At 70.3% G+C, this 17177-nt stretch carries 15 protein-coding genes and 1 riboswitch; of the genes, 4 read left to right on the top strand and 11 right to left on the bottom strand.

The features are described from left to right. The first annotated feature begins 53 nt into the window (after nucleotides 1–53). The 3 genes from HNQ01_RS03140 to HNQ01_RS03130 all read left to right on the top strand — a co-directional run bounded on the left by HNQ01_RS03140 (nucleotide 54) and on the right by HNQ01_RS03130 (nucleotide 3671). Complete coding sequence (locus tag HNQ01_RS03140) at nucleotides 54–983, top strand: sugar ABC transporter substrate-binding protein (protein ID WP_173803874.1); 930 nt, start codon at nucleotides 54–56, stop codon at nucleotides 981–983. A gap of 79 nt (nucleotides 984–1062) precedes the next feature. Further along, complete coding sequence (locus HNQ01_RS03135; protein WP_173803873.1) at nucleotides 1063–2598, top strand: sugar ABC transporter ATP-binding protein; 1536 nt, start codon at nucleotides 1063–1065, stop codon at nucleotides 2596–2598. Nucleotides 2599–2645: 47 nt separating this feature from the next. Beyond that, on the top strand, nucleotides 2646–3671 hold the full coding sequence (locus HNQ01_RS03130) for an ABC transporter permease (protein WP_173803872.1): 1026 nt from the start codon (nucleotides 2646–2648) through the stop codon (nucleotides 3669–3671). Nucleotides 3672–3683: 12 nt separating this feature from the next. Here the strand turns inward: HNQ01_RS03130 and HNQ01_RS03125 are convergent, their stop codons facing one another. The 11 genes from HNQ01_RS03125 to HNQ01_RS03075 are packed head-to-tail and all read right to left on the bottom strand — an operon-like array spanning nucleotide 3684 to nucleotide 15226. Next, complete coding sequence (locus HNQ01_RS03125; protein WP_173803871.1) at nucleotides 3684–4073, bottom strand: response regulator; 390 nt, start codon at nucleotides 4071–4073, stop codon at nucleotides 3684–3686. Between the two features lie 21 nt (nucleotides 4074–4094). Then, the gene (locus HNQ01_RS03120; protein WP_173803870.1) at nucleotides 4095–5357 is read right to left on the bottom strand and encodes a methyl-accepting chemotaxis protein; all 1263 of its coding nucleotides are present in this window, start codon (nucleotides 5355–5357) and stop codon (nucleotides 4095–4097) included. A gap of 40 nt (nucleotides 5358–5397) precedes the next feature. Next, a complete protein-coding gene (locus tag HNQ01_RS03115) occupies nucleotides 5398–5763 on the bottom strand; it encodes a response regulator (RefSeq protein ID WP_173803869.1) in 366 nt (121 codons plus the stop codon). 46 nt (nucleotides 5764–5809) lie between these two features. Then, entirely contained in the window at nucleotides 5810–6052 is a 243-nt protein-coding gene (locus tag HNQ01_RS03110) for a hypothetical protein (RefSeq protein WP_173803868.1), read from the bottom strand. Beyond that, complete coding sequence (locus tag HNQ01_RS03105) at nucleotides 6052–8490, bottom strand: chemotaxis protein CheA (protein ID WP_173803867.1); 2439 nt, start codon at nucleotides 8488–8490, stop codon at nucleotides 6052–6054. The genes HNQ01_RS03110 and HNQ01_RS03105 overlap by 1 nt, the downstream gene beginning before the upstream one ends. Continuing rightward, a complete protein-coding gene (locus HNQ01_RS03100) occupies nucleotides 8487–8915 on the bottom strand; it encodes a response regulator (RefSeq protein ID WP_173803866.1) in 429 nt (142 codons plus the stop codon). The genes HNQ01_RS03105 and HNQ01_RS03100 overlap by 4 nt, the downstream gene beginning before the upstream one ends. After that, entirely contained in the window at nucleotides 8912–9787 is an 876-nt protein-coding gene (locus tag HNQ01_RS03095) for a CheR family methyltransferase (protein ID WP_173803865.1), read from the bottom strand. Before HNQ01_RS03095 ends, HNQ01_RS03100 begins: the two co-directional genes overlap by 4 nt. 29 nt (nucleotides 9788–9816) lie before the next feature. After that, nucleotides 9817–10443 (bottom strand): HEAT repeat domain-containing protein, encoded by a 627-nt coding sequence (locus HNQ01_RS03090; protein WP_286180430.1) that lies wholly within the window; start codon nucleotides 10441–10443, stop codon nucleotides 9817–9819. Between the two features lie 48 nt (nucleotides 10444–10491). After that, on the bottom strand, nucleotides 10492–11625 hold the full coding sequence (cheB, locus tag HNQ01_RS03085) for a chemotaxis-specific protein-glutamate methyltransferase CheB (protein ID WP_173803864.1): 1134 nt from the start codon (nucleotides 11623–11625) through the stop codon (nucleotides 10492–10494). Between the two features lie 15 nt (nucleotides 11626–11640). Then, complete coding sequence (locus HNQ01_RS03080) at nucleotides 11641–13296, bottom strand: chemotaxis protein CheW (protein ID WP_173803863.1); 1656 nt, start codon at nucleotides 13294–13296, stop codon at nucleotides 11641–11643. Between the two features lies 1 nt (nucleotide 13297). Then, nucleotides 13298–15226: a methyl-accepting chemotaxis protein gene (locus HNQ01_RS03075; protein ID WP_173803862.1), complete on the bottom strand. Its 1929-nt coding sequence runs from the start codon at nucleotides 15224–15226 to the stop codon at nucleotides 13298–13300. 197 nt (nucleotides 15227–15423) lie between these two features. Beyond that, nucleotides 15424–15649: riboswitch (cobalamin riboswitch) on the top strand. 142 nt (nucleotides 15650–15791) lie between these two features. On the opposite strand from HNQ01_RS03075, the gene HNQ01_RS03070 reads away from it, so the two are divergent. Continuing rightward, on the top strand, nucleotides 15792–17132 hold the full coding sequence (locus HNQ01_RS03070) for a cobyrinic acid a,c-diamide synthase CobB (RefSeq protein ID WP_173803861.1): 1341 nt from the start codon (nucleotides 15792–15794) through the stop codon (nucleotides 17130–17132). Nucleotides 17133–17177: the final 45 nt, after the last annotated feature.

The following is a 17177-nucleotide window of genomic DNA, read 5'->3' as shown; positions in this document are numbered from 1 at the left end:
CACCCACCCAACCGGATGGCGCCGACGGCGCCGACTTCGAAGAGGAGACAGAGATGAAGAAGATGCTGATGGCCGCCGCGATCGCGAGCACCCTGGCCACCCCGATGGCCCACGCCCAGAAGATCGGCGTGACGATGGCGGCCTTCGACGACACCTTCCTGACCATCCTGCGCAACGGCATCAACGATTCCGCCAAGAAGGCGGGCGCCTCGGCCCAGCTCGAGGACGCCGGCAACGACGTGGGCAAGCAGCTCAGCCAGATCCAGAACATGATCGCGCAGAAGTTCGACGCGATCATCGTCAACCCGGTCGACACCGACGTGACGCCGAAGATCACCAAGATGGTGACCGACGCCAAGATCCCGCTGATCTACGTCAACCGCAAGCCGGCCGACTTCGCCAAGCTGCCTGCCGGCGTGGCCTTCGTCGCCTCCGACGAGAAGGTCTCGGGCACGCTGCAGACCCAGCACATCTGCAAGATGCTGGGCGGCAAGGGCACGGTGCTGGTGCTGATGGGCGAGCTCTCCAACGAGGCGGCGCGCACCCGCACCCAGGACATCGAGGATGTGCTGAAGACCAAGGAGTGCTCGGGCATCAAGATCGCCGACAAGCGCGAGGGCAAGTGGAGTCGCACCGCCGCCCAGGACATCACCACCAACTGGCTGTCGTCGGGCACCAAGTTCGACGCGATCATCGCCAACAACGACGAGATGGCGCTGGGCGCGATCAACGCGCTGAAGGCCTCGAAGAAGTGGACGCCGCAGAGCATCGTCGGTGGCATCGACGCCACCCCTGACGCGCTGGCCTCGATGAAGGCCGGCGAGCTGAAGGTCACGGTGTTCCAGAACGCCGCCGGCCAGGGCTCGGGCTCGGTCGACGCCGCGCTCAAGCTGATCAAGAAGCAGCCGGTCGAGCGCTTCGTCAACGTGCCCTTCGAGCTGGTCACGCCGGAGAACCTGAGCAAGTACTCGGGCAAGAACTGATGCGCTGACGCGCCGATGCCCGCAGGTCCGCCCCGGGCCTGCCGGACCTTTCCAACGATCCGAATTCCGCGAGACCTCGATGTCCGACACCGCCACCGTCGAGCGGCCCGATGCGGCCGCCTCCTCCGCCGTGCCGCCGCTGCTGGCGATCCAGGGCATCCGCAAGGCCTTTCCGGGGGTGCTCGCGCTCGACAACGTGCAGTTCAGCCTGCGCGCCGGCACCGTCCACGCGCTGATGGGCGAGAACGGCGCGGGCAAGTCGACGCTGATGAAGATCATCGCCGGCGTCTACATTCCCGACGAGGGCGAGATCCGGCTCAAGGGGCAGCCGGTCACGCTGCGCGGCCCGCTCGACGCGCTGGACCACGGCATCGCGATGATCCATCAGGAACTCAACCTGATGCCCTTCATGACGATCGCGGAGAACATCTGGATCCGCCGCGAGCCGAAGAACCGCCTCGGCCTGGTGGACCACGCCGAGATGCGCCGGCGCACCCAGGCGCTGTTCGACCGCCTGGCCATCGATCTCGACCCCGAGCTCGAGGTGCAGAGCCTGTCGATCGCCAGCCGCCAGATGGTGGAGATCGCCAAGGCGGTGTCCTTCGATTCGGACGTCCTGATCATGGACGAACCGACCTCGGCGCTGACCGACAAGGAGGTCGCGCACCTGTTCCGCATCATTCGGCAGCTGCGCAGCCAGGGCAAGGGCATCGTCTACATCACCCACAAGATGAACGAGCTGTTCGAGATCGCCGACGAGTTCTCGGTGTTCCGCGACGGCAAGTACATCGGCACGCACGCCTCGAAGGACGTGACCCGCGACGACATCATCCGCATGATGGTCGGCCGCGAGATCACGCAGATGTTCCCCAAGGAAGAGGTGCCGATCGGCGACGTGGTCCTGTCGGTCAAGGACCTGAAGGTCGACGGCATCTTCGAGGGCGTGAGCTTCGACCTGCGCGCCGGCGAGATCCTGGGCCTGGCCGGCCTGGTGGGCTCGGGCCGCTCCAACGTGGCCGAGGCGCTGTTCGGCGTGGTGCCGGCCACCGGCGGCTCGATCGCGATCCGCGGCGAGACGGTGAAGATCGATTCGCCCGCCGCCGCGATGAAGCACGGCATGGCCTTCCTGACCGAAGACCGCAAGGACACCGGCTGCTTCCTGATCCTGGACATCCTCTCCAACATGGAGACGGCCGTGCTGCACGACCGCTACGTGAAGTTCGGCTTCGTGCAGGAGGCACAGCTCAGGCGCGACTGCGAGGAGATGAGCCGCACGCTGCGCGTGAAGACGCCCAGCCTGCAGGAAGTCATCCAGAACCTGTCGGGCGGCAACCAGCAGAAGGTGCTGATCGGGCGCTGGCTGCTGACCCGTCCGAAGATCCTGATCCTCGACGAGCCGACGCGCGGCATCGACGTCGGCGCCAAGGCCGAGATCCACCGGCTGGTGAGCCGGCTCGCCGGCGAGGGGGTGGCGGTGCTGATGATCTCCTCGGAAATGCCCGAGGTGCTCGGCATGAGCGACCGGGTCATGGTCATGCACGAGGGCCGCATGACCGGCATCGTCGACCGCGCGCAGGCCGACCAGGTGACCATCATGGACCTGGCCTCGCGCTGAATTCCCGGCACACGAACATCAACGAAATCACCGAAGCGGAGACCTTCATGGCAAGCACCAACGCGACTGTCGGCGCACAGTCGATGATCTTCAAGCCGGCCAAGCGCAAGTGGCCGCCCGAGCTGAGCATCTTCCTGGTGCTGGTGGGCATCTGCCTGCTGTTCGAGGCCCTGGGCTGGTGGGTCAACGGCCAGAGCTTCCTGATGAACGCCGAGCGCCTGCAGATCATCATCCTGCAGATGGCGGTGATCGGCATCATCGCCGTCGGCGTCAACCTGGTGATCATCACCAGCGGCATCGACCTGTCCTCGGGCTCGGTGGTGGCCGCCGCCGCGGTGGTCTCGGCCAGCCTGGCGCAGGTCAGCGACTTCCCCCGCGCGATCTTCCCGCAGCTCACCGACCTGCCGATCATCTGGCCGGTGCTCGCCGGTGCGGTGGTGGGCGTGCTCGTGGGCGTGCTCAACGGCTCGCTGATCGCTTTCACCGGCATCCCGCCCTTCATCGCCACGCTGGGCACGATGGTGGCGGCGCGCGGCTTCGCCAAGTGGTTCACCAACGGCATGCCGGTGTCGATGCTGACCGACGACTTCGCCTGGATCGGCGCCGGCGCCAACCCGGTGATCATCTTCCTGGTGATCGCGGCGATCTTCCACGTCGTGCTGCGCTACACCCGCTTCGGCAAGTTCACCTACGCCATCGGCGCCAACCGCCAGGCTGCGCGCGTCTCGGGCATCAACGTCAACCGCCACCTGATCTGGATCTACACGATCGCCGGCCTGCTGTCGGGCATCGCCGGCACCGTGACCGCCGCGCGCGCCGTCTCGGGCCAGTCCGGCATGGGCGTGATGTACGAGCTCGACGCGATCGCCGCGGTCGTGATCGGCGGCACCTCGCTCAACGGCGGCCTGGGCCGCGTGACCGGCACCGTGATCGGCGTGCTGATCCTGGGCGTGATGACCTCGGGCTTCACCTTCATCCGCATCGACGCCTACTACCAGGAGATGGTCAAGGGCGCGATCATCGTCGCCGCGGTGGTCGCCGACCAGTACCGCCAGCGCAACCGCCGCGGCTGAACGCGACGGGTCTCATGCGGGGGCCTGTCCTCCGCCATCCTTCGGGGGCAGGAGCGGCCGGATCAGCCGGATCAGCTCGCTGCCCCCGACCGGCTTGATGAGCCAGCCGGTGGCGCCGATGTGCTTGGCCTGCTCGCGCTTGGCCTGCTGGTCGCGGGTCGTCAGCGCCAGAATCGGCGTGAAGCGCAGCAGCTTGCGCGCTTCCGCGATGAAGGAGATGCCGTCCATGCACGGCATGTTGATGTCGGTGATGATCAGGTCGGGCTTCAGCCCTGACTGCAGCCGCGCCAGCGCCGACTGGCCTTCCGGCGCGAGCACGACCGCATAGCCGCTCATCTCGAGCGTGTTCTGGAGACTCTGGCGCATGGTCACCGAGTCCTCCACCACCAGGATGGTCTGCATCGTTCGCTCCAGGCTGCGGGGTCAGAACAGCTCGATCTTGGGGCCGGCCGGCTCGCTGACCGCGGCCAGAGCGGCCTTCGGGGCCACCTGCGCGGAACCCGGGGCACCCGTGGCCTGAGCATGGGCCTTGCGCTGGCTGTGCATCACGTAGTTCTCGGTCCAGCGGGTGATGAGCTGCTCGAGCTGGATCGGCGGGGGCGGTGCGTCGCCGTCGAGCAGTTCGTAGAGCTGGGAGAAATGTCCCGCCATGCCGACCAGTGCCATGTTGACCTGCTCGAGCATCTGGCGGTTGATGTCCTGGAACTGCATGTCGCCGAGCGTGTCGATGACGTCCTGCGTCATCGTGCGGATGGTCGAGTCCATGCTGGTCGACAGGTCGCCGAGATAGGGCACGACATCGCCGAGCGTGCTGCTCATCTCCTCGATGTGGCGTGCGATCTCGTCGAGCTGCTCGGCGGTGCTGGTCGCACCCGGCTGTCCCGTGTCCTCGCTGCTGCCGCGTGCTGCGGCCTGCAGGTCGATCTGCTCGGCCGCATGCGCGATGCCTTCGGTGATCTTCTGCGCGGCCTCGGCCGTCTGGGTCGAGAGATTGCGCACCTCGGCGGCGACCACCTTGAAGCCGGCGCCTTCCTGGCCGGCACGCGCCGCCTCGATCGAGGCATTGATCGCCAGCAGATTGGTCTGGCGCGAGATGTTGGTGATCAGCTCGGCCAGCGGCGTGAGCTGGCGGACCTGGTCGGCCACCGCGCGCACGCGCAGGCGGTTCTCGTCGCGGGCCTGTTCGAACACCTTCTGGTGCTCGGCCAGCGCGCTGACGGCCGCGGTGTGGCGTCCGGCGTTCGACAGCGTGTCGGCCGACAGCGTGTGCGAGCGGCCGACGGCCTGGTTGACCCGCTCGTGCAGCTGGATGACGGTGGCATGCACGCGCTGCATGCGCTGCATCATCGACATGACCGCATCCTCGGAGGTCTTGATCGTGGCCTTCACCTGGGCCTCGAGGATGCCGAAGGCCTGCCGCAGCGTGCCGATGTCCTGGGCGATGACGTGTGCGGCACGGTCCTTGCGCATCAGGGACGCCGTGCCCGACCAGCGTCCGATCGCATGGCCGGCCAGCAGGCCGCCGACCAGGACCATGCTGGTTCCGGTATCCAGGGCTTCGGGCCAGGCCAGGTGAATGCCCAGGGCCAGCGCGCCCAGGCCGGCCAGCGCGGCATGGCGCGCGTTGATCCTGCGCCAGGCCGCCGTCGGGGCGGCCGTCGTGTTCGGGTCCGTGCTCTCGTTCATCGGGGACTCGCGCTGCTTGCCTTGACCGCTGCCGGCCCGCTCAGGCGCCGGGCAGCACCTGCCGGATGACCTTGACCAGGTCGGAGCCGCCGACCGGCTTGACCAGCCAGCCGGTGGCGCCGTTCTTCTTGGCCTCGTCGCGCTTGCCCTGCTGGCTCTCGGTGGTCAGCGCCAGGATCGGCGTGAAGCGCAGCAGCTTGCGTGCTTCACGGATCAGCTGGATGCCGTCCATGCGGGGCATGTTGATGTCGGTGATGATCAGGTCGGGCTTCAGACCGGTCTTGATGCGGTCCAGCGCCGCCTGGCCGTCGCCGGCAGTGTCGACCTTGAAGCCGCTCATCTCCAGCGTGCCCTTCAGGCTCATCAGCATCGTGGCGGAGTCGTCGACCAGAAAGACGTGTTTCATCGGGATATCCCGTGGTTTCGTGGAAGGAGCGCCTGACGGTGGCGCCTCAGGCCGCGGCCTGCGGTCGCGGTGCCAGCGCGGCCTGCAGCCAGGGGTCGGCCGGCGTGCCCGTCACCCGGGGACGCAGGGCCAGCAGAACCTGCAGCACCGCCGCGTGCATGTGCTCGCACCTGCCCACGTTGACGGACGCCCGGGGCTGAGACTTGAGCCACTGCTGCAGCTCTTCCGCCTCTTCGGCGCTGATCCGGCCCTGCAGCGTGACGGATTTCTTCAGGTATCGGATGCCCATCAGACCAGCTCCTTCGGGTTGAGGATCATCAGCACGCTGCCGTCGCCCATCAGCGCGGTGCCGGCGAAGCCGGTGATGCCCGCCAGCACGCCCTCGAGCGGCTTGAGGATGATGTCGGAGGTGCCGTGGAAGTTGTCGACCAGCAGGCCGATGTTCTCGTTGCCGAGCCGGACCACCAGCACCGCCAGCTCGCCGTCGGCATTCGGCCGCGGCGGCACGTCCAGGCCGAGCATGTCGGCCAGCGCGCGCAGCGGCACGATGCGCCCGCGCAGCACCGTCGTCTGCGAGCGCTTGAAGTGGTGGATGTCCTCGGCCGGCACCCGCACCGTCTCGACGATCAGGTCCATCGGCACGCCGAAGTGGCGCCCGCCGGCCTCGATCATCATCACGTTGGTCACCGCCATCGACAGCGGCAGCGTCAGCCGCACCGTGGTGCCGCGGCCGCGCTCGCTCTCGAGCTCGACCTGGCCGTTGATGCGCTCGACCGCGGTGCGCACCACGTCCATGCCGACGCCGCGCCCCGACAGGTCGGAGATCGACTCGGCCGTGGAGAAGCCCGGCAGGAAGACCAGCTGCACCGCTTCCACGTCGCTGAGCGAGGAGGCGCGGTCGGCCGGGATCAGGCCGCGCTCGACCGCCTTGGCCCGCACCCGTTCGGTGTCGATGCCGGCGCCGTCGTCGCTGATCGTCAGCACGACGCGGTCGCCTTCCTGGCGCGCCGAGACGCGCAGCACGCCCTGCGGCGGCTTGCCGCTGGCCACGCGCACGTCGGGCGTCTCCAGCCCGTGGTCCAGGCTGTTGCGCAGGATGTGGATCAGCGGGTCGGCCAGCGACTCGATGACGTTCTTGTCGGCCTCGGTCTCCTCGCCCTCCACCACCAGCGAGACGTCCTTGCCGAGCTTCTTGCCGATGTCGCGCACCAGCCGGCCGAAACGCTGGAAGATGATCCCGACCGGCAGCATGCGCACCTGCATGATCGCGTGCTGCATGTCCTCGGCGATGCGGTTGATCACCGAGTACTGCGCCTTGATCTCGCGGGCCAGCTCGCGCTGCTGGAAGACGGTCTCGGCGCGGGTCGCCAGATAGGGCAGGGCGTTCTTGGCCACCACCATCTCGCCGATCAGCTCCATCAGCCGGTCGATCTTGTCCTGCGAGACCTTCAGCACCTTCTGCCCGCGCTCGGGCGAGGCCGGCTCGTCCGCGCCCGACGGGGCGGGCAGGCCGCGCGCGGAGGGCGTCGCGCCCGGGCCGCCGGCGGAACCGGTCGATTCCGGTGCGGCCGGCAGCGCCGGCAGGCTGTCGCCGTCGGGCACGCCCGGCCGGTGCTGGCGCGACCACTGCAGCAGCGGCGCCGGTCCCGGCGGCAGCTGCTGCAGCGAGGCATGCGCGGCGCGGGCGCTGTCGTCGTCCAGGCAGGACAGCAGATGCTGCAGCGTCGTGCGCGCTGCGGCGACCGTTCCCGCGGCCACGCCGGCGCGTCCGAGCAGACGCGACTGGTCGTCCCAGATCTGCTGCAGCCGGCGCAGCATCAGGGCCTCCTGCTCCTCGGCGGCGGAGCCCGGTCCGGCCGGTGCCGGCGGGGCACGGTCGGCCTCGGCTTCGTCGTGGCGGCGGCCGCTCTCGCGGGCGACCGTTTCCGCGGTGGCGGCCGGTGCCGGCAGCACCAGCAGGTCGATCTGTTCGGGCACGTAGCGGAAATGGGCCTGCACCTCGGCCTGCGGGGCCTCGCTGACGATGAGCAGGTCGAGGTTGCAGGCGTAGCAGTCGAAGTCCGCGGCGTCCGGCCAGGGCTGGCGTGCCGAGACCGAGAGGTGGCGCAGACCCGGGGTCAGCCGGGCGTGGTGCCAGGGGTCCTCGCCCTTGAAGAAGCATTCCGGCTCGGGCTGGTAGCGCAGCGCCACGCGTCCGGCCTGGCGTGCGGCCTCCGGCACCTGCATCACCCAGGCCGGCAGCGCGGGGGCCTGCGGCGGCTCGGGCGCCACGCTCGGGGCTGTCGGGATCGGCGCCTGCGCAGGCGGCGTGGCGGGCCGGGCCGCCACGGCCGACGACGGCGACAGGTGCTGGCGCAGCCGCTGCGCGATCGGGCCGGCACGCTCGTCGGCCTGCTCCGGCATGGCGCCGCGTGCCTCGATCGCGTCGATCAGCTCGGCGGTGAAGTCCATCGCCTCGAGCAGGGTGTCGGCGATGTCGGGGCCGTAGGCGAGATCGCCGTTGCGCACCCGGTCGAGCAGGTCCTCGCCGGCATGCACCACCCGCTCCAGGGCCTTGAACTCGAACAGGCCGCAGTTGCCCTTGAGCGTGTGGACCTGCCGGAACAGGTCGTTGAGCAGCTCGGCGTTGCCCGGGGCCTTCTCGACGTCGAGCAGGCGCTGGCCGATGCGCTCGAGGCATTCGCGGGCCTCGAGGATGAACTGTTCCAGGAGCTCGGTCGAGTTCATGCGCTGACCCCCTGCATGCGGCCGGCCGCGACGCGGCGTGCCGTCTCGACATCGCCCATCATCAGCGCGGCCGTCAGCACCAGCTCGCGCGGGCGTGCCGGCTTGACGAGATAGCCGTTGGCGCCGGCCTCCTCGGCCGCCGCCGCGTCATGCATCTGCGCCTCGGTCGACACCATCAGCACCGGCCGCTGCGCCGTCTGGGGCAGCCGGCGCAGCTCGCGCACCAGCGTGTAGCCGTCCATCTTGGGCATGTTGACGTCGACGACGTACAGGTCGTAGGCCTGGCCGGCCGGTCGGGCGAGCACGCGCTCGAGGGCTTCCAGGCCGTTGACGGCCTCGTCGACGCTCCAGCCGGCATCGCCGAGCATCTTGCGGTGGTACATGCGCACGGTCGCGGCATCGTCGACCACGAGGATGTGCTTCATGGGCGGTCTCCGGGGAGGGGTTTCTGGTAGACCATCGCGTCCGGGAACCGGCGCACGGCATAGAGCGAGGAGATGCGGCTCATCGATTCCGAGTGGCCCAGGCAGACGAAGCCGCCGGGGTTGAGCGCGTCGTACATCGCCTCGGCGGCGAGGCGGCGCGACAGGTCGTCGAAATAGATCAGCAGGTTGCGGCAGAAGATCACGTCGATGTCGCGGAAACGCCGGGTGTCGGCCGCGTCGCTGAGGTTGACGCGACTGAAGTCGACCGCCGCGACCAGGTCGCGCGAGATCTGGAACTCGTTGTCGGACAGCCGCCGGAAGTACTTGTCGAGATAGTGGCGGGGCAGGTTGGCCACCGAGCGGGCGGAATAGATGCCGCGCTCGGCCGCGGCCAGCACCGTGGTGTCGATGTCGGAGGACAGGATCTCGACCTCGTAGTCGTCGATGTGGCGCCAGCGCTCGAGCAGGTAGATCGCGATCGAGTAGGGCTCCTCGCCGGTCGACGACGGGATCGACCAGATCCGGATGCGCGAGCCCTTGCGCTTGTGCCGGATCACTTCCTCGAGCATGTCGCCGACCAGGCAGTCGAACTGGTAGGCCTCGCGGAAGAAGTAGGTCTCGTTGACCGTCATCGTGTTGACCAGCTGCTGCAGCTCGCGGCCGTCGGCCTCGAAGCGCAGCGCGATGAAGTAGGCGCGGAAGTTGCCGGCGCCGGTGGCCTCGATGCGCTCGATCAGGCGCTTGTCGACGAAGTAGCGCTTGTTCTCCTCGAAGTGGATGCCGGTCTTGCGATAGAAGAACTCGCGGAACTTCAGGAAGTCCGCGTCGCTGATCGTCGGCTGGACGATCGCGGGGGCGGTGGCGGCTTTCATCGGCCTGTCCTTCGCGGGGGCGGGCATCGTCATGAGGCCCGGATGCGCTCGATCGCCACATCGACCGCGAAGCCGATGAAGGGATCGTCGGCGAAGCGCCGGCGCGTCTCGCGCAGCGCATCGATGTGCTCGGGCTGGCCGGTCTCGGCCATGACCTCGATGGCGGCGGCCACGACATTGACCTCCCGGTCGGCCAGCAGCACCTGCTGCAGCCACTGCGTCACCTGCTCGTGGCGCAGCTCGCCCAGCAGGTTGACGGTGAAGATGCGCACGTCCGCGTCGGCGTCGAGCAGCAGCGCCGAGATGCGCGGGCCCACCACCTTCGGCAGCCCCGACAGCACCTCGATGGCGCCATTGCGCAGCCGGGCGTCCTCGCTGCGCAGCAGCGGCAGCAGTGCGCCGACCGCCTCGTCGCTGGCCATCGTGCCCAGCGCGAGGAAGATGGCCTCGCGCACCGCCGCATCCCGCTCGACCAGCAGCTGGGCGCCGAGCGCGGCGGCGGCCAGCGGATGCGTGCCCAGATCGCGCACCGCCCAGCGGCGCTGCTCGGCGTCGCCGCCGCGCAGCTGCGCGATCAGGCCGTCGACATGGCGCGGGAAGCCGCGGTCGACGACCTCGCGCAGCGGCTCCGGCGTGTTGCTCTTTCTCAGTCCCATGCGATGTCCCCTGCGGCCTCGGGCCGTGCATCGATGAATGAAGGCGGGTCAGCCGGCACGCTGCACCCAGTGACGCAGCTGCCGGGCGACCTCGTGGCTGGGCAGCACGAGGCTGGCTCCGCCGCGCTGGATCAGCTCGGAGGGCATGCCGAAGACGACGCAGCTCGACTCGGCCTCGGCGATCGTGCGGCCGCCGCGGGCCTTCAGCGTGGCCATCGCCTGGGCGCCATCGAAGCCCATGCCCGTCATCAGCACGCCCACGATCTGCGAGGCCGGCAGCACCCGCATCGCGCTCTCGACCATCACGTCGGCCGACGGGTGCCAGGGATGGCCCGGCGACTCGGGCCGGGGCTGCGCGACCAGGCGCCCGAGCCGCTCGACCACGACCAGGTCGGTGCCGCCGCGGCCGATGTGGATGCGCCCGGGCTCCAGCGGCATCGGCTCGCCGACCTCGACCACCTCCAGCGCGCACATGCGGTCCATGCGCTGCGCGAAGGCCAGCGTGAAGTTCGGCGGCATGTGCTGCGCCACCAGCACCGGCCAGGGAAAGTCGGCCGGCAGCTGCGGCAGCACGTCCTCGAGCGTGCGCGGGCCGCCGGTGGAGATGCCGATCAGCACCAGCCCCGGGCAGCGGCTCGCGCTGCTGCGCTGCGCGGCGGCTGGTGCCGGTGCGGATATGGAGGCGGGCGCGCTCGGGCCCGGGCTCGCGGGGGCAGGCCGTGCCGGCGCGGGGCGCGGGGCGCGCTGCACCGGTGCGGGCATGGCCGCCGCCGGCCGGCTCGGCCGCAGCCGGGTGCGCGCGGCGGTGCGCACCTTCTCCAGCAGCAGCGCCTGGATGTCGTCGATGCTCAGCGAGATGGTGCCGCCCGGCTTGGCGATGAAGTCGACCGCGCCGAGCGCCAGCGCCTCCATCGTGGCCTGCGCGCCCTTCTCGGTCAGCGACGAGACCATGACGATCGGGGTGGGCCGCGCCTGCATCATCAGCGACAGCGCGGTCAGCCCGTCCATCTCGGGCATGTTGATGTCGAGCGTGACGACATCGGGCTGCCACTCGAGCAGCTGCTCGACGCCCTCGCGTCCGTTGCGGGCGGTGGCGACGCTCCAGCCGGCCTGCGTCAGCACGGCCGACAGCAGCCGGCGCATCAGCGCCGAATCATCGACGACGAGAACCTTGCCGGGCATGGTCGGGCACTCTCCTCAGGCGGCACGGGCCAGCGACGGGGGCGCCGATTCCAGGGCCGGAGGATCGAGATCCTCCATCGCCCGCATCTCGCGCGCGGCCAGCAGCTGGGTCGGGTCGATCAGCAGCACCAGGCGGCGGTCGCCGTCGAGCCGCGCGACCCGGCCGATCAGGCGGATCTGCTCGTCGGAGAGCTGCGGCGCCGGCGCGATGTTCTGCCGCGGGATGCGCAGCACCTCGGCCACCGAGTCGACGATGAAGCCGGTGCGCAGGCCGCCGAGCGTGAACACCATGATGCGCTGGCGGTCGTTGCGCTCGATCGCTGCCATGCCGAGGCGGCGGCGCTGGTCGATGACCGGCAGCACCGTGCCGCGCAGATTGATCACGCCCTCGACGAAGTCGGGCGTGCGCGGCACGCGCGTGAGCGTCTCGGGCAGGCGGACGATCTCCTGCACGCTCATGATCGGCACGCCGAACTCCTCGGCGCCGAGGCGGAAGATGACGACCTGGGCGTCATCGTCGTCGGGATGGTGCTGCTGCATGCTGTCCATGGTGCGGCTGTCCGGGCTGTGGAGGGAATCGGCGTCGTCGGCCGACTCTGAAGGGCTCCCGATCCCCATCTGCAGGGCTTCGCGCACGCCGTCGAGGCCGAGCAGCCGGTCGGTGGCGATGATCGAGACCAGGCGGCGGCCACCGTCGAGCCTGCAGATCGCGGAGAACTCCTGCAGGTCGGCGTCGCGTGCCAGGATGCCGGGCATGGTGTCGGCCTGGCTGCGCGGCACGCTGAGCACTTCCTTGACGGTGTCGGTGACCAGGCCGATCTGGCCGCCGCCCGGCAAGGCGACGACGACGATGCGGTGGTGCTCGTCGAGCTCGGCGTCGGCCAGCGCGAACAGCGATCGCAGGCTCACCAGCGGCAGCAGCCGGCGGCGCAGCGAGATCAGGCCCAGCACATGGCCGGGCGCACCCGGCACGGCGGTGATGGTGTCCGGCACCTGGACGATCTCCTGCACGTCGGCGATGTCCAGCGCGTATTCCTGACGGGCGACGGTGAAGCTGACCAGGCGCAGCTCGTCGCTGGCCGGCTCGGTGCCGTTGCCGGCCTCGTGCACGTCGCCGGGGCTGGTGTGGCCGGTGCCGCCCGATCCGGTCCCGTCGCGCGGCGACAGCATCCGGGTCAGGTGCGCCTGCACCAGCTGCTCGAAGTCCAGGATCAGCAGCAGGTCGTGGTGGCTGCCGCGTCCGTCGGCGGGATCGCGCCGGATCACGCCGGTCAGGCAGCGGGTCTGGACCACCGACTGCACCGCGTTGGCCGGCTCGATCTCGCTGGCATCGACGCTGATGACGCTGGCCACCCGGTCGACGACGAAGCCCAGCGACTGGCCGATGTGGATGACCAGCGCGCGGGTGGCGTCGTCGTTGTCGCGCTCCGGCGTGCCGAACAGCCGGCGCAGGCTGATGATCGGCAGCACCCGGCCGCGCAGGTTGGCCAGCCCCTCGAGCGCCGGCGGCGTCAGCGGCATGCGCGCGACGTCCGGAACCCGGATGATCTCCTGCACCGGCGCCATCGGCACCGCGAACATCTCGCCGGCCACGCTGAAGGTGACGAACTGCCGGGTCTGCCCGGCCGCGTGCGCCGCCTCGCCGCCGGCGGCCGTGTGGAGGCCGTCCATCTCAGTTGCTCTGCAGCTCGTCGGCCAGCGAGGCGATCTCCTCGATCGCGGCGGAGAGCTCCTCGGCGCCCTGCGACTGCTGGCGCGCCGCGGTCGAGGCCTGCTCGGCGGCCTTCTCGGCCTGCTGGGCCGCGGCCGAGACCTGGTCGACCGCGACCTTGACCTGCGACAGCGCGGCGACGATCTGCTGCGCCGAGTCGTAGGCCTCGACGTTGCCCTTCTCGACCTCGTTGACGTCGGCCTCCATCGTCACCAGGTTGCTGGTGATCGAGCGGGTCTTGTCGACCTCGGCCAGCGCGGCCGCGGCGATCTCGCCCAGGTCGCGGCCGACGGTGGCGATCTGGTCCTGGATGCCCTTGACCAGGTCCTTGATGCGGTCGGCGTTCTCGGCCGAGTCGTGCGCGAGGTTGCGGATGTCGGTGGCCACGACGACGAAGCCCTTGCCGTACTCGCCGGCGCGCGCCGCCTCGATCGAGCCGTTGACCGCCAGCATGTTGGTCTGGATCGAGACCTGCGTGATCGCGTCGACGATCTTGTCGATCTTGCGGCTGACCAGCTCGAGCTCCTTGATCTGCTGCAGGCTGGTGCGGGTGGCCGAGACGCTGTCGGAAATGCTGGTGACCAGCCCGTCGATCATCGCCTTGTTCTGGCCCATCAGCGTGCGGATGGCGCCGGAGCGCTCGCGCGCTCTCTGAGCGCGCTCGGAGGCGATCTGCGCGCCACGCTCGATCTGCGTGATCGCCGCGGCGGACTCGGCGGTGGCCGAGGCCTGGGTCTGCGCGCCCTTGCGGATCTCGTCAAGCGCGACCATGATCTGCGAAGCCGAGCGGTTGATCTCCTGCACCGCGCCGGCGAGCTGCTCGGCGGCGCTGGCGACTTCCTCGGCGCTCTTGCCGATGTCCGATGAGTTCTTCAGCTCGTCGGCGATCTCCGACAGGTTCTGCGAGGTCTGCTCGCACTCGGACAGCGCCGCGCTCTGCTCGTCGACCGTCTTGGCGGCCTCCTCGCAGGCGGAGGACTGCTGCGCGGCGGCCGCGGCGATCTGCTCGGCGCCCTTGAGCGCCTGCTGCGAGGCGACGCTGGCCTGCTGGGCCGCGGCGGCAATCTCGCCGGCTCCGGCGACGATGTCGGCCGCATCCTGGCGCACCCGGTCGAGCTGGCGCAGGATCTGCTCGCCCTTCTCGACCTCGCCCTCGATCGTCTCGGACGACTGGTTGATGCCGGCGGCGATGGCCTTGACCTCGCCCTGGATCTGGCCGACCAGGTCCTGGATCTGCTTGGCGCTCTTCTCGCTGGTCTCGGCCAGCGTGCGCACCTCGTCGGCGACCACCGCGAAGCCCTTGCCGTGCTGGCCGGCCCGCGCGGCCTCGATCGCGGCGTTCAGGGCCAGCAGGTTGGTCTGGTCGGCGATGCGGGCCACCGCCTTGACGATGTCGCCGATGTTGGCCGCCTGGCGCTCGAGCTCGGCCACGCGCTGCACCGACTCGGCCTGGCGGCGCGCGGCCAGCGTGACGTTGGCGATGGTGGCGCGCACCTCGGTGTCGATGCGCGCGCTCATCGTCTGCATGCTGTCGGCCTTGCTGCGCGAGAGGCCGACCGCCGAGAGCTGGCGCCCGATCGAGCCGCTGACCTGGGTGATCGCGGCCAGCGACTCCTGCGCCGCGCCCGAGGCTTCCTCGGCGCCGCTGGCGATCTGGTCGGCCGCGCGCTTGAGCTCCTCGGCGGCGGAGGCCGCCTCGTTGATGCCGGCCGAGAGCTGGCTCGAGGCGCTGGCCACCCGCTCGGCGACCTGCTGCTGCTTGGCCAGCGTGCGCGCGCGCTTGCGGCCGGCCTCGGCGTCGCGCGCCATCGCGCGGGTCACGCCGCGTGCGACGACCGGGGCGGCCACGGGTTCATGAACGGTCTCTCGATGCTTGGTCACCAGCGCCATGGACGGGCTCCGAATGTTCTGGACTGAGGGGACAGCGACTCCGTCCGGTCATCGACGGCGGCAGGTCGTGTGCAGGGCGCAGTGATTCGATCACGCAGATTCCCGACGCCATGAAGGGATTTGCCGGGCTTTTCCGTTCTTTTGCGGTGTCCGTCCCGGTACCTCGCAGGACTGGCGCGGGGGGCACCGAAGCTGATAGACTGCACGCCGCTGCAGGTGATCCGGTTCGTGAAGAACGTCCGGATTTAAACGGGAAGCCGGTGAAAAGCCGGCGCTGCCCCCGCAACGGTCAGCGAGAGAAGATCAGGTCACGATGCCACTGGAGCTGCGGTTCCGGGAAGGCGGCCCGATCGGCAGGACCGCCCGACAGGGTGATTCCCGCGCTCGCGAGCCCGGAGACCGGCCTGAAGCATGCGCACTGGCACCGCGGAGGGCGGCGACCGGACGACACGGGACTGCGCCGCAGCCCCGTGCAGGACCGGCCCCGGTCCTGTTCCGTCCGACCCCGCCCGATGCCGCCAGCGATTCTCTCGCGACAGCTGCACGGGGCGTGCGGCCGACAGGCATGACGACACAGACTCCTTCCGGGCGGCCCGACCGCCTCTGCCCCGCGCTGCTGGTCAGCGCGCCGGCCTCCGGCCAGGGCAAGACCACGGTGACGGCCGCGCTGGCCCGCCACTGGCGCCGCCAGGGCCTGCGGGTGCGGGTGTTCAAGACCGGACCCGACTTCATCGATCCGATGGTGCACGAGCACGCCAGCGGCGCGCCGTGCCGGCAGCTCGACCTGGGCATGGGCGGCGAGGACCACTGCCGCGAACTGCTGTGGCAGGCCGCCGGCGAGGTCGACCTGATCCTGGTCGAGGGCGTGATGGGCCTGCACGACGGCAGCGCCTCGAGCGCGGCGCTGGCCGAGCGGCTCGGGCTGCCGGTGCTGGCGGTGATCGACGCCGGCGCGATGGCGCAGACCTTCGGCGCGATCGCGCTCGGGCTGAAGCTGTACCGGCCCGGGCTGGACTTCGCCGGCGTGATCGCCAACCGGGTGGGCAGCGAGGGCCATGCACGCATGGTCATCGAGAGCCTGCCGCCGGGCATGACCGCGTTCGGCGCGCTGCCGCGCAGCGAGGCGCTGGAGTGGCCCTCGCGCCACCTGGGCCTGGTGCAGGCGGCCGAGCTGCCGGACCTGGAGCGCCGGCTCGAGGCGGCGGCCGACGTGGTCGCGCGTGCCGCGCCGCCGCTGCCCGCGCCGGTGCGCTTCATCGCGCCGGTCGAGGTCGACACCCCGCCGCGGCGTCTGGCCGGCCGCACGGTGGCCATCGCCCGCGACGACGCCTTCGCCTTCCTGTACCCGGCCAACGTCGACGTGCTGGAGCAGCTCGGCGCGCGCGTCGTCTTCTTCTCGCCGCTGGCCGACGAGCCCGTGCCGGCCGAGGCCGACGCGCTCTACCTGCCCGGCGGCTATCCCGAGCTGCATCTGGACGAGCTCGAGGCGGCAGCGCGCAGCCGCGACACGATCCGCGCCTTTCACGCCGCCGGCCGGCCGATCGTCGCCGAGTGCGGCGGCCTGCTCGCGCTGGGGGACGGCCTGAGCGATCTGGCCGGTCGACGCGCCGCGATGTGGGGCCTGCTGCCGGGCGAGGGCCGCATGCAGCCGCGCCTGGTCAACCTCGGCATGCACGCCGCCGACCTGCCCGAGGGACGGGTGCGCGGCCACACCTTCCACCACGGCCTGTTCGAGAGCCTGCTCCCCGCCGTCGGCCAGACCCGCGCCGAGCGCGACCACGGCCGCCCGGAGGCCGTCTGGCGTCTGGGCCGGCTGCACGCCTCTTTCCTGCACCTCTACTTCCCGTCGAACCCGAGCGCGATCGCGGCGCTGTTCGATCCGGCCACGCCGCCGCCCGGCGGCTGAGGCCCTCCTTCCCGACGCGCCTGACCTGATCCGCGCGGAGCCCTG

The organism is Sphaerotilus uruguayifluvii, from assembly GCF_013294065.1.
GTDB classification, from domain to species: Bacteria; Pseudomonadota; Gammaproteobacteria; order Burkholderiales; family Burkholderiaceae_C; genus Sphaerotilus; species Sphaerotilus uruguayifluvii.
The sequence above is the reverse complement of the archived record's forward strand: the minus strand, read 5'-3'. Positions and strand labels throughout refer to the sequence as shown.

Excerpts from the sequence above, each read along its gene's own strand:
- HNQ01_RS03140 (WP_173803874.1), top strand. The coding sequence starts at position 54 with ATGAAGAAGATGCTGATGGCCGCCGCGATCGCGAGCACCCTGGCCACC.
- HNQ01_RS03135 (WP_173803873.1), top strand. The coding sequence starts at position 1,063 with ATGTCCGACACCGCCACCGTCGAGCGGCCCGATGCGGCCGCCTCCTCC.
- HNQ01_RS03130 (WP_173803872.1), top strand. The coding sequence starts at position 2,646 with ATGGCAAGCACCAACGCGACTGTCGGCGCACAGTCGATGATCTTCAAG.
- HNQ01_RS03125 (WP_173803871.1), bottom strand. The coding sequence starts at position 4,073 with ATGCAGACCATCCTGGTGGTGGAGGACTCGGTGACCATGCGCCAGAGT.
- HNQ01_RS03120 (WP_173803870.1), bottom strand. The coding sequence starts at position 5,357 with ATGAACGAGAGCACGGACCCGAACACGACGGCCGCCCCGACGGCGGCC.
- HNQ01_RS03115 (WP_173803869.1), bottom strand. The coding sequence starts at position 5,763 with ATGAAACACGTCTTTCTGGTCGACGACTCCGCCACGATGCTGATGAGC.
- HNQ01_RS03110 (WP_173803868.1), bottom strand. The coding sequence starts at position 6,052 with ATGGGCATCCGATACCTGAAGAAATCCGTCACGCTGCAGGGCCGGATC.
- HNQ01_RS03105 (WP_173803867.1), bottom strand. The coding sequence starts at position 8,490 with ATGAACTCGACCGAGCTCCTGGAACAGTTCATCCTCGAGGCCCGCGAA.
- HNQ01_RS03100 (WP_173803866.1), bottom strand. The coding sequence starts at position 8,915 with ATGAAGCACATCCTCGTGGTCGACGATGCCGCGACCGTGCGCATGTAC.
- HNQ01_RS03095 (WP_173803865.1), bottom strand. The coding sequence starts at position 9,787 with ATGAAAGCCGCCACCGCCCCCGCGATCGTCCAGCCGACGATCAGCGAC.
- HNQ01_RS03090 (WP_286180430.1), bottom strand. The coding sequence starts at position 10,443 with ATGGGACTGAGAAAGAGCAACACGCCGGAGCCGCTGCGCGAGGTCGTC.
- cheB (WP_173803864.1), bottom strand. The coding sequence starts at position 11,625 with ATGCCCGGCAAGGTTCTCGTCGTCGATGATTCGGCGCTGATGCGCCGG.
- HNQ01_RS03080 (WP_173803863.1), bottom strand. The coding sequence starts at position 13,296 with ATGGACGGCCTCCACACGGCCGCCGGCGGCGAGGCGGCGCACGCGGCC.
- HNQ01_RS03075 (WP_173803862.1), bottom strand. The coding sequence starts at position 15,226 with ATGGCGCTGGTGACCAAGCATCGAGAGACCGTTCATGAACCCGTGGCC.
- HNQ01_RS03070 (WP_173803861.1), top strand. The coding sequence starts at position 15,792 with ATGACGACACAGACTCCTTCCGGGCGGCCCGACCGCCTCTGCCCCGCG.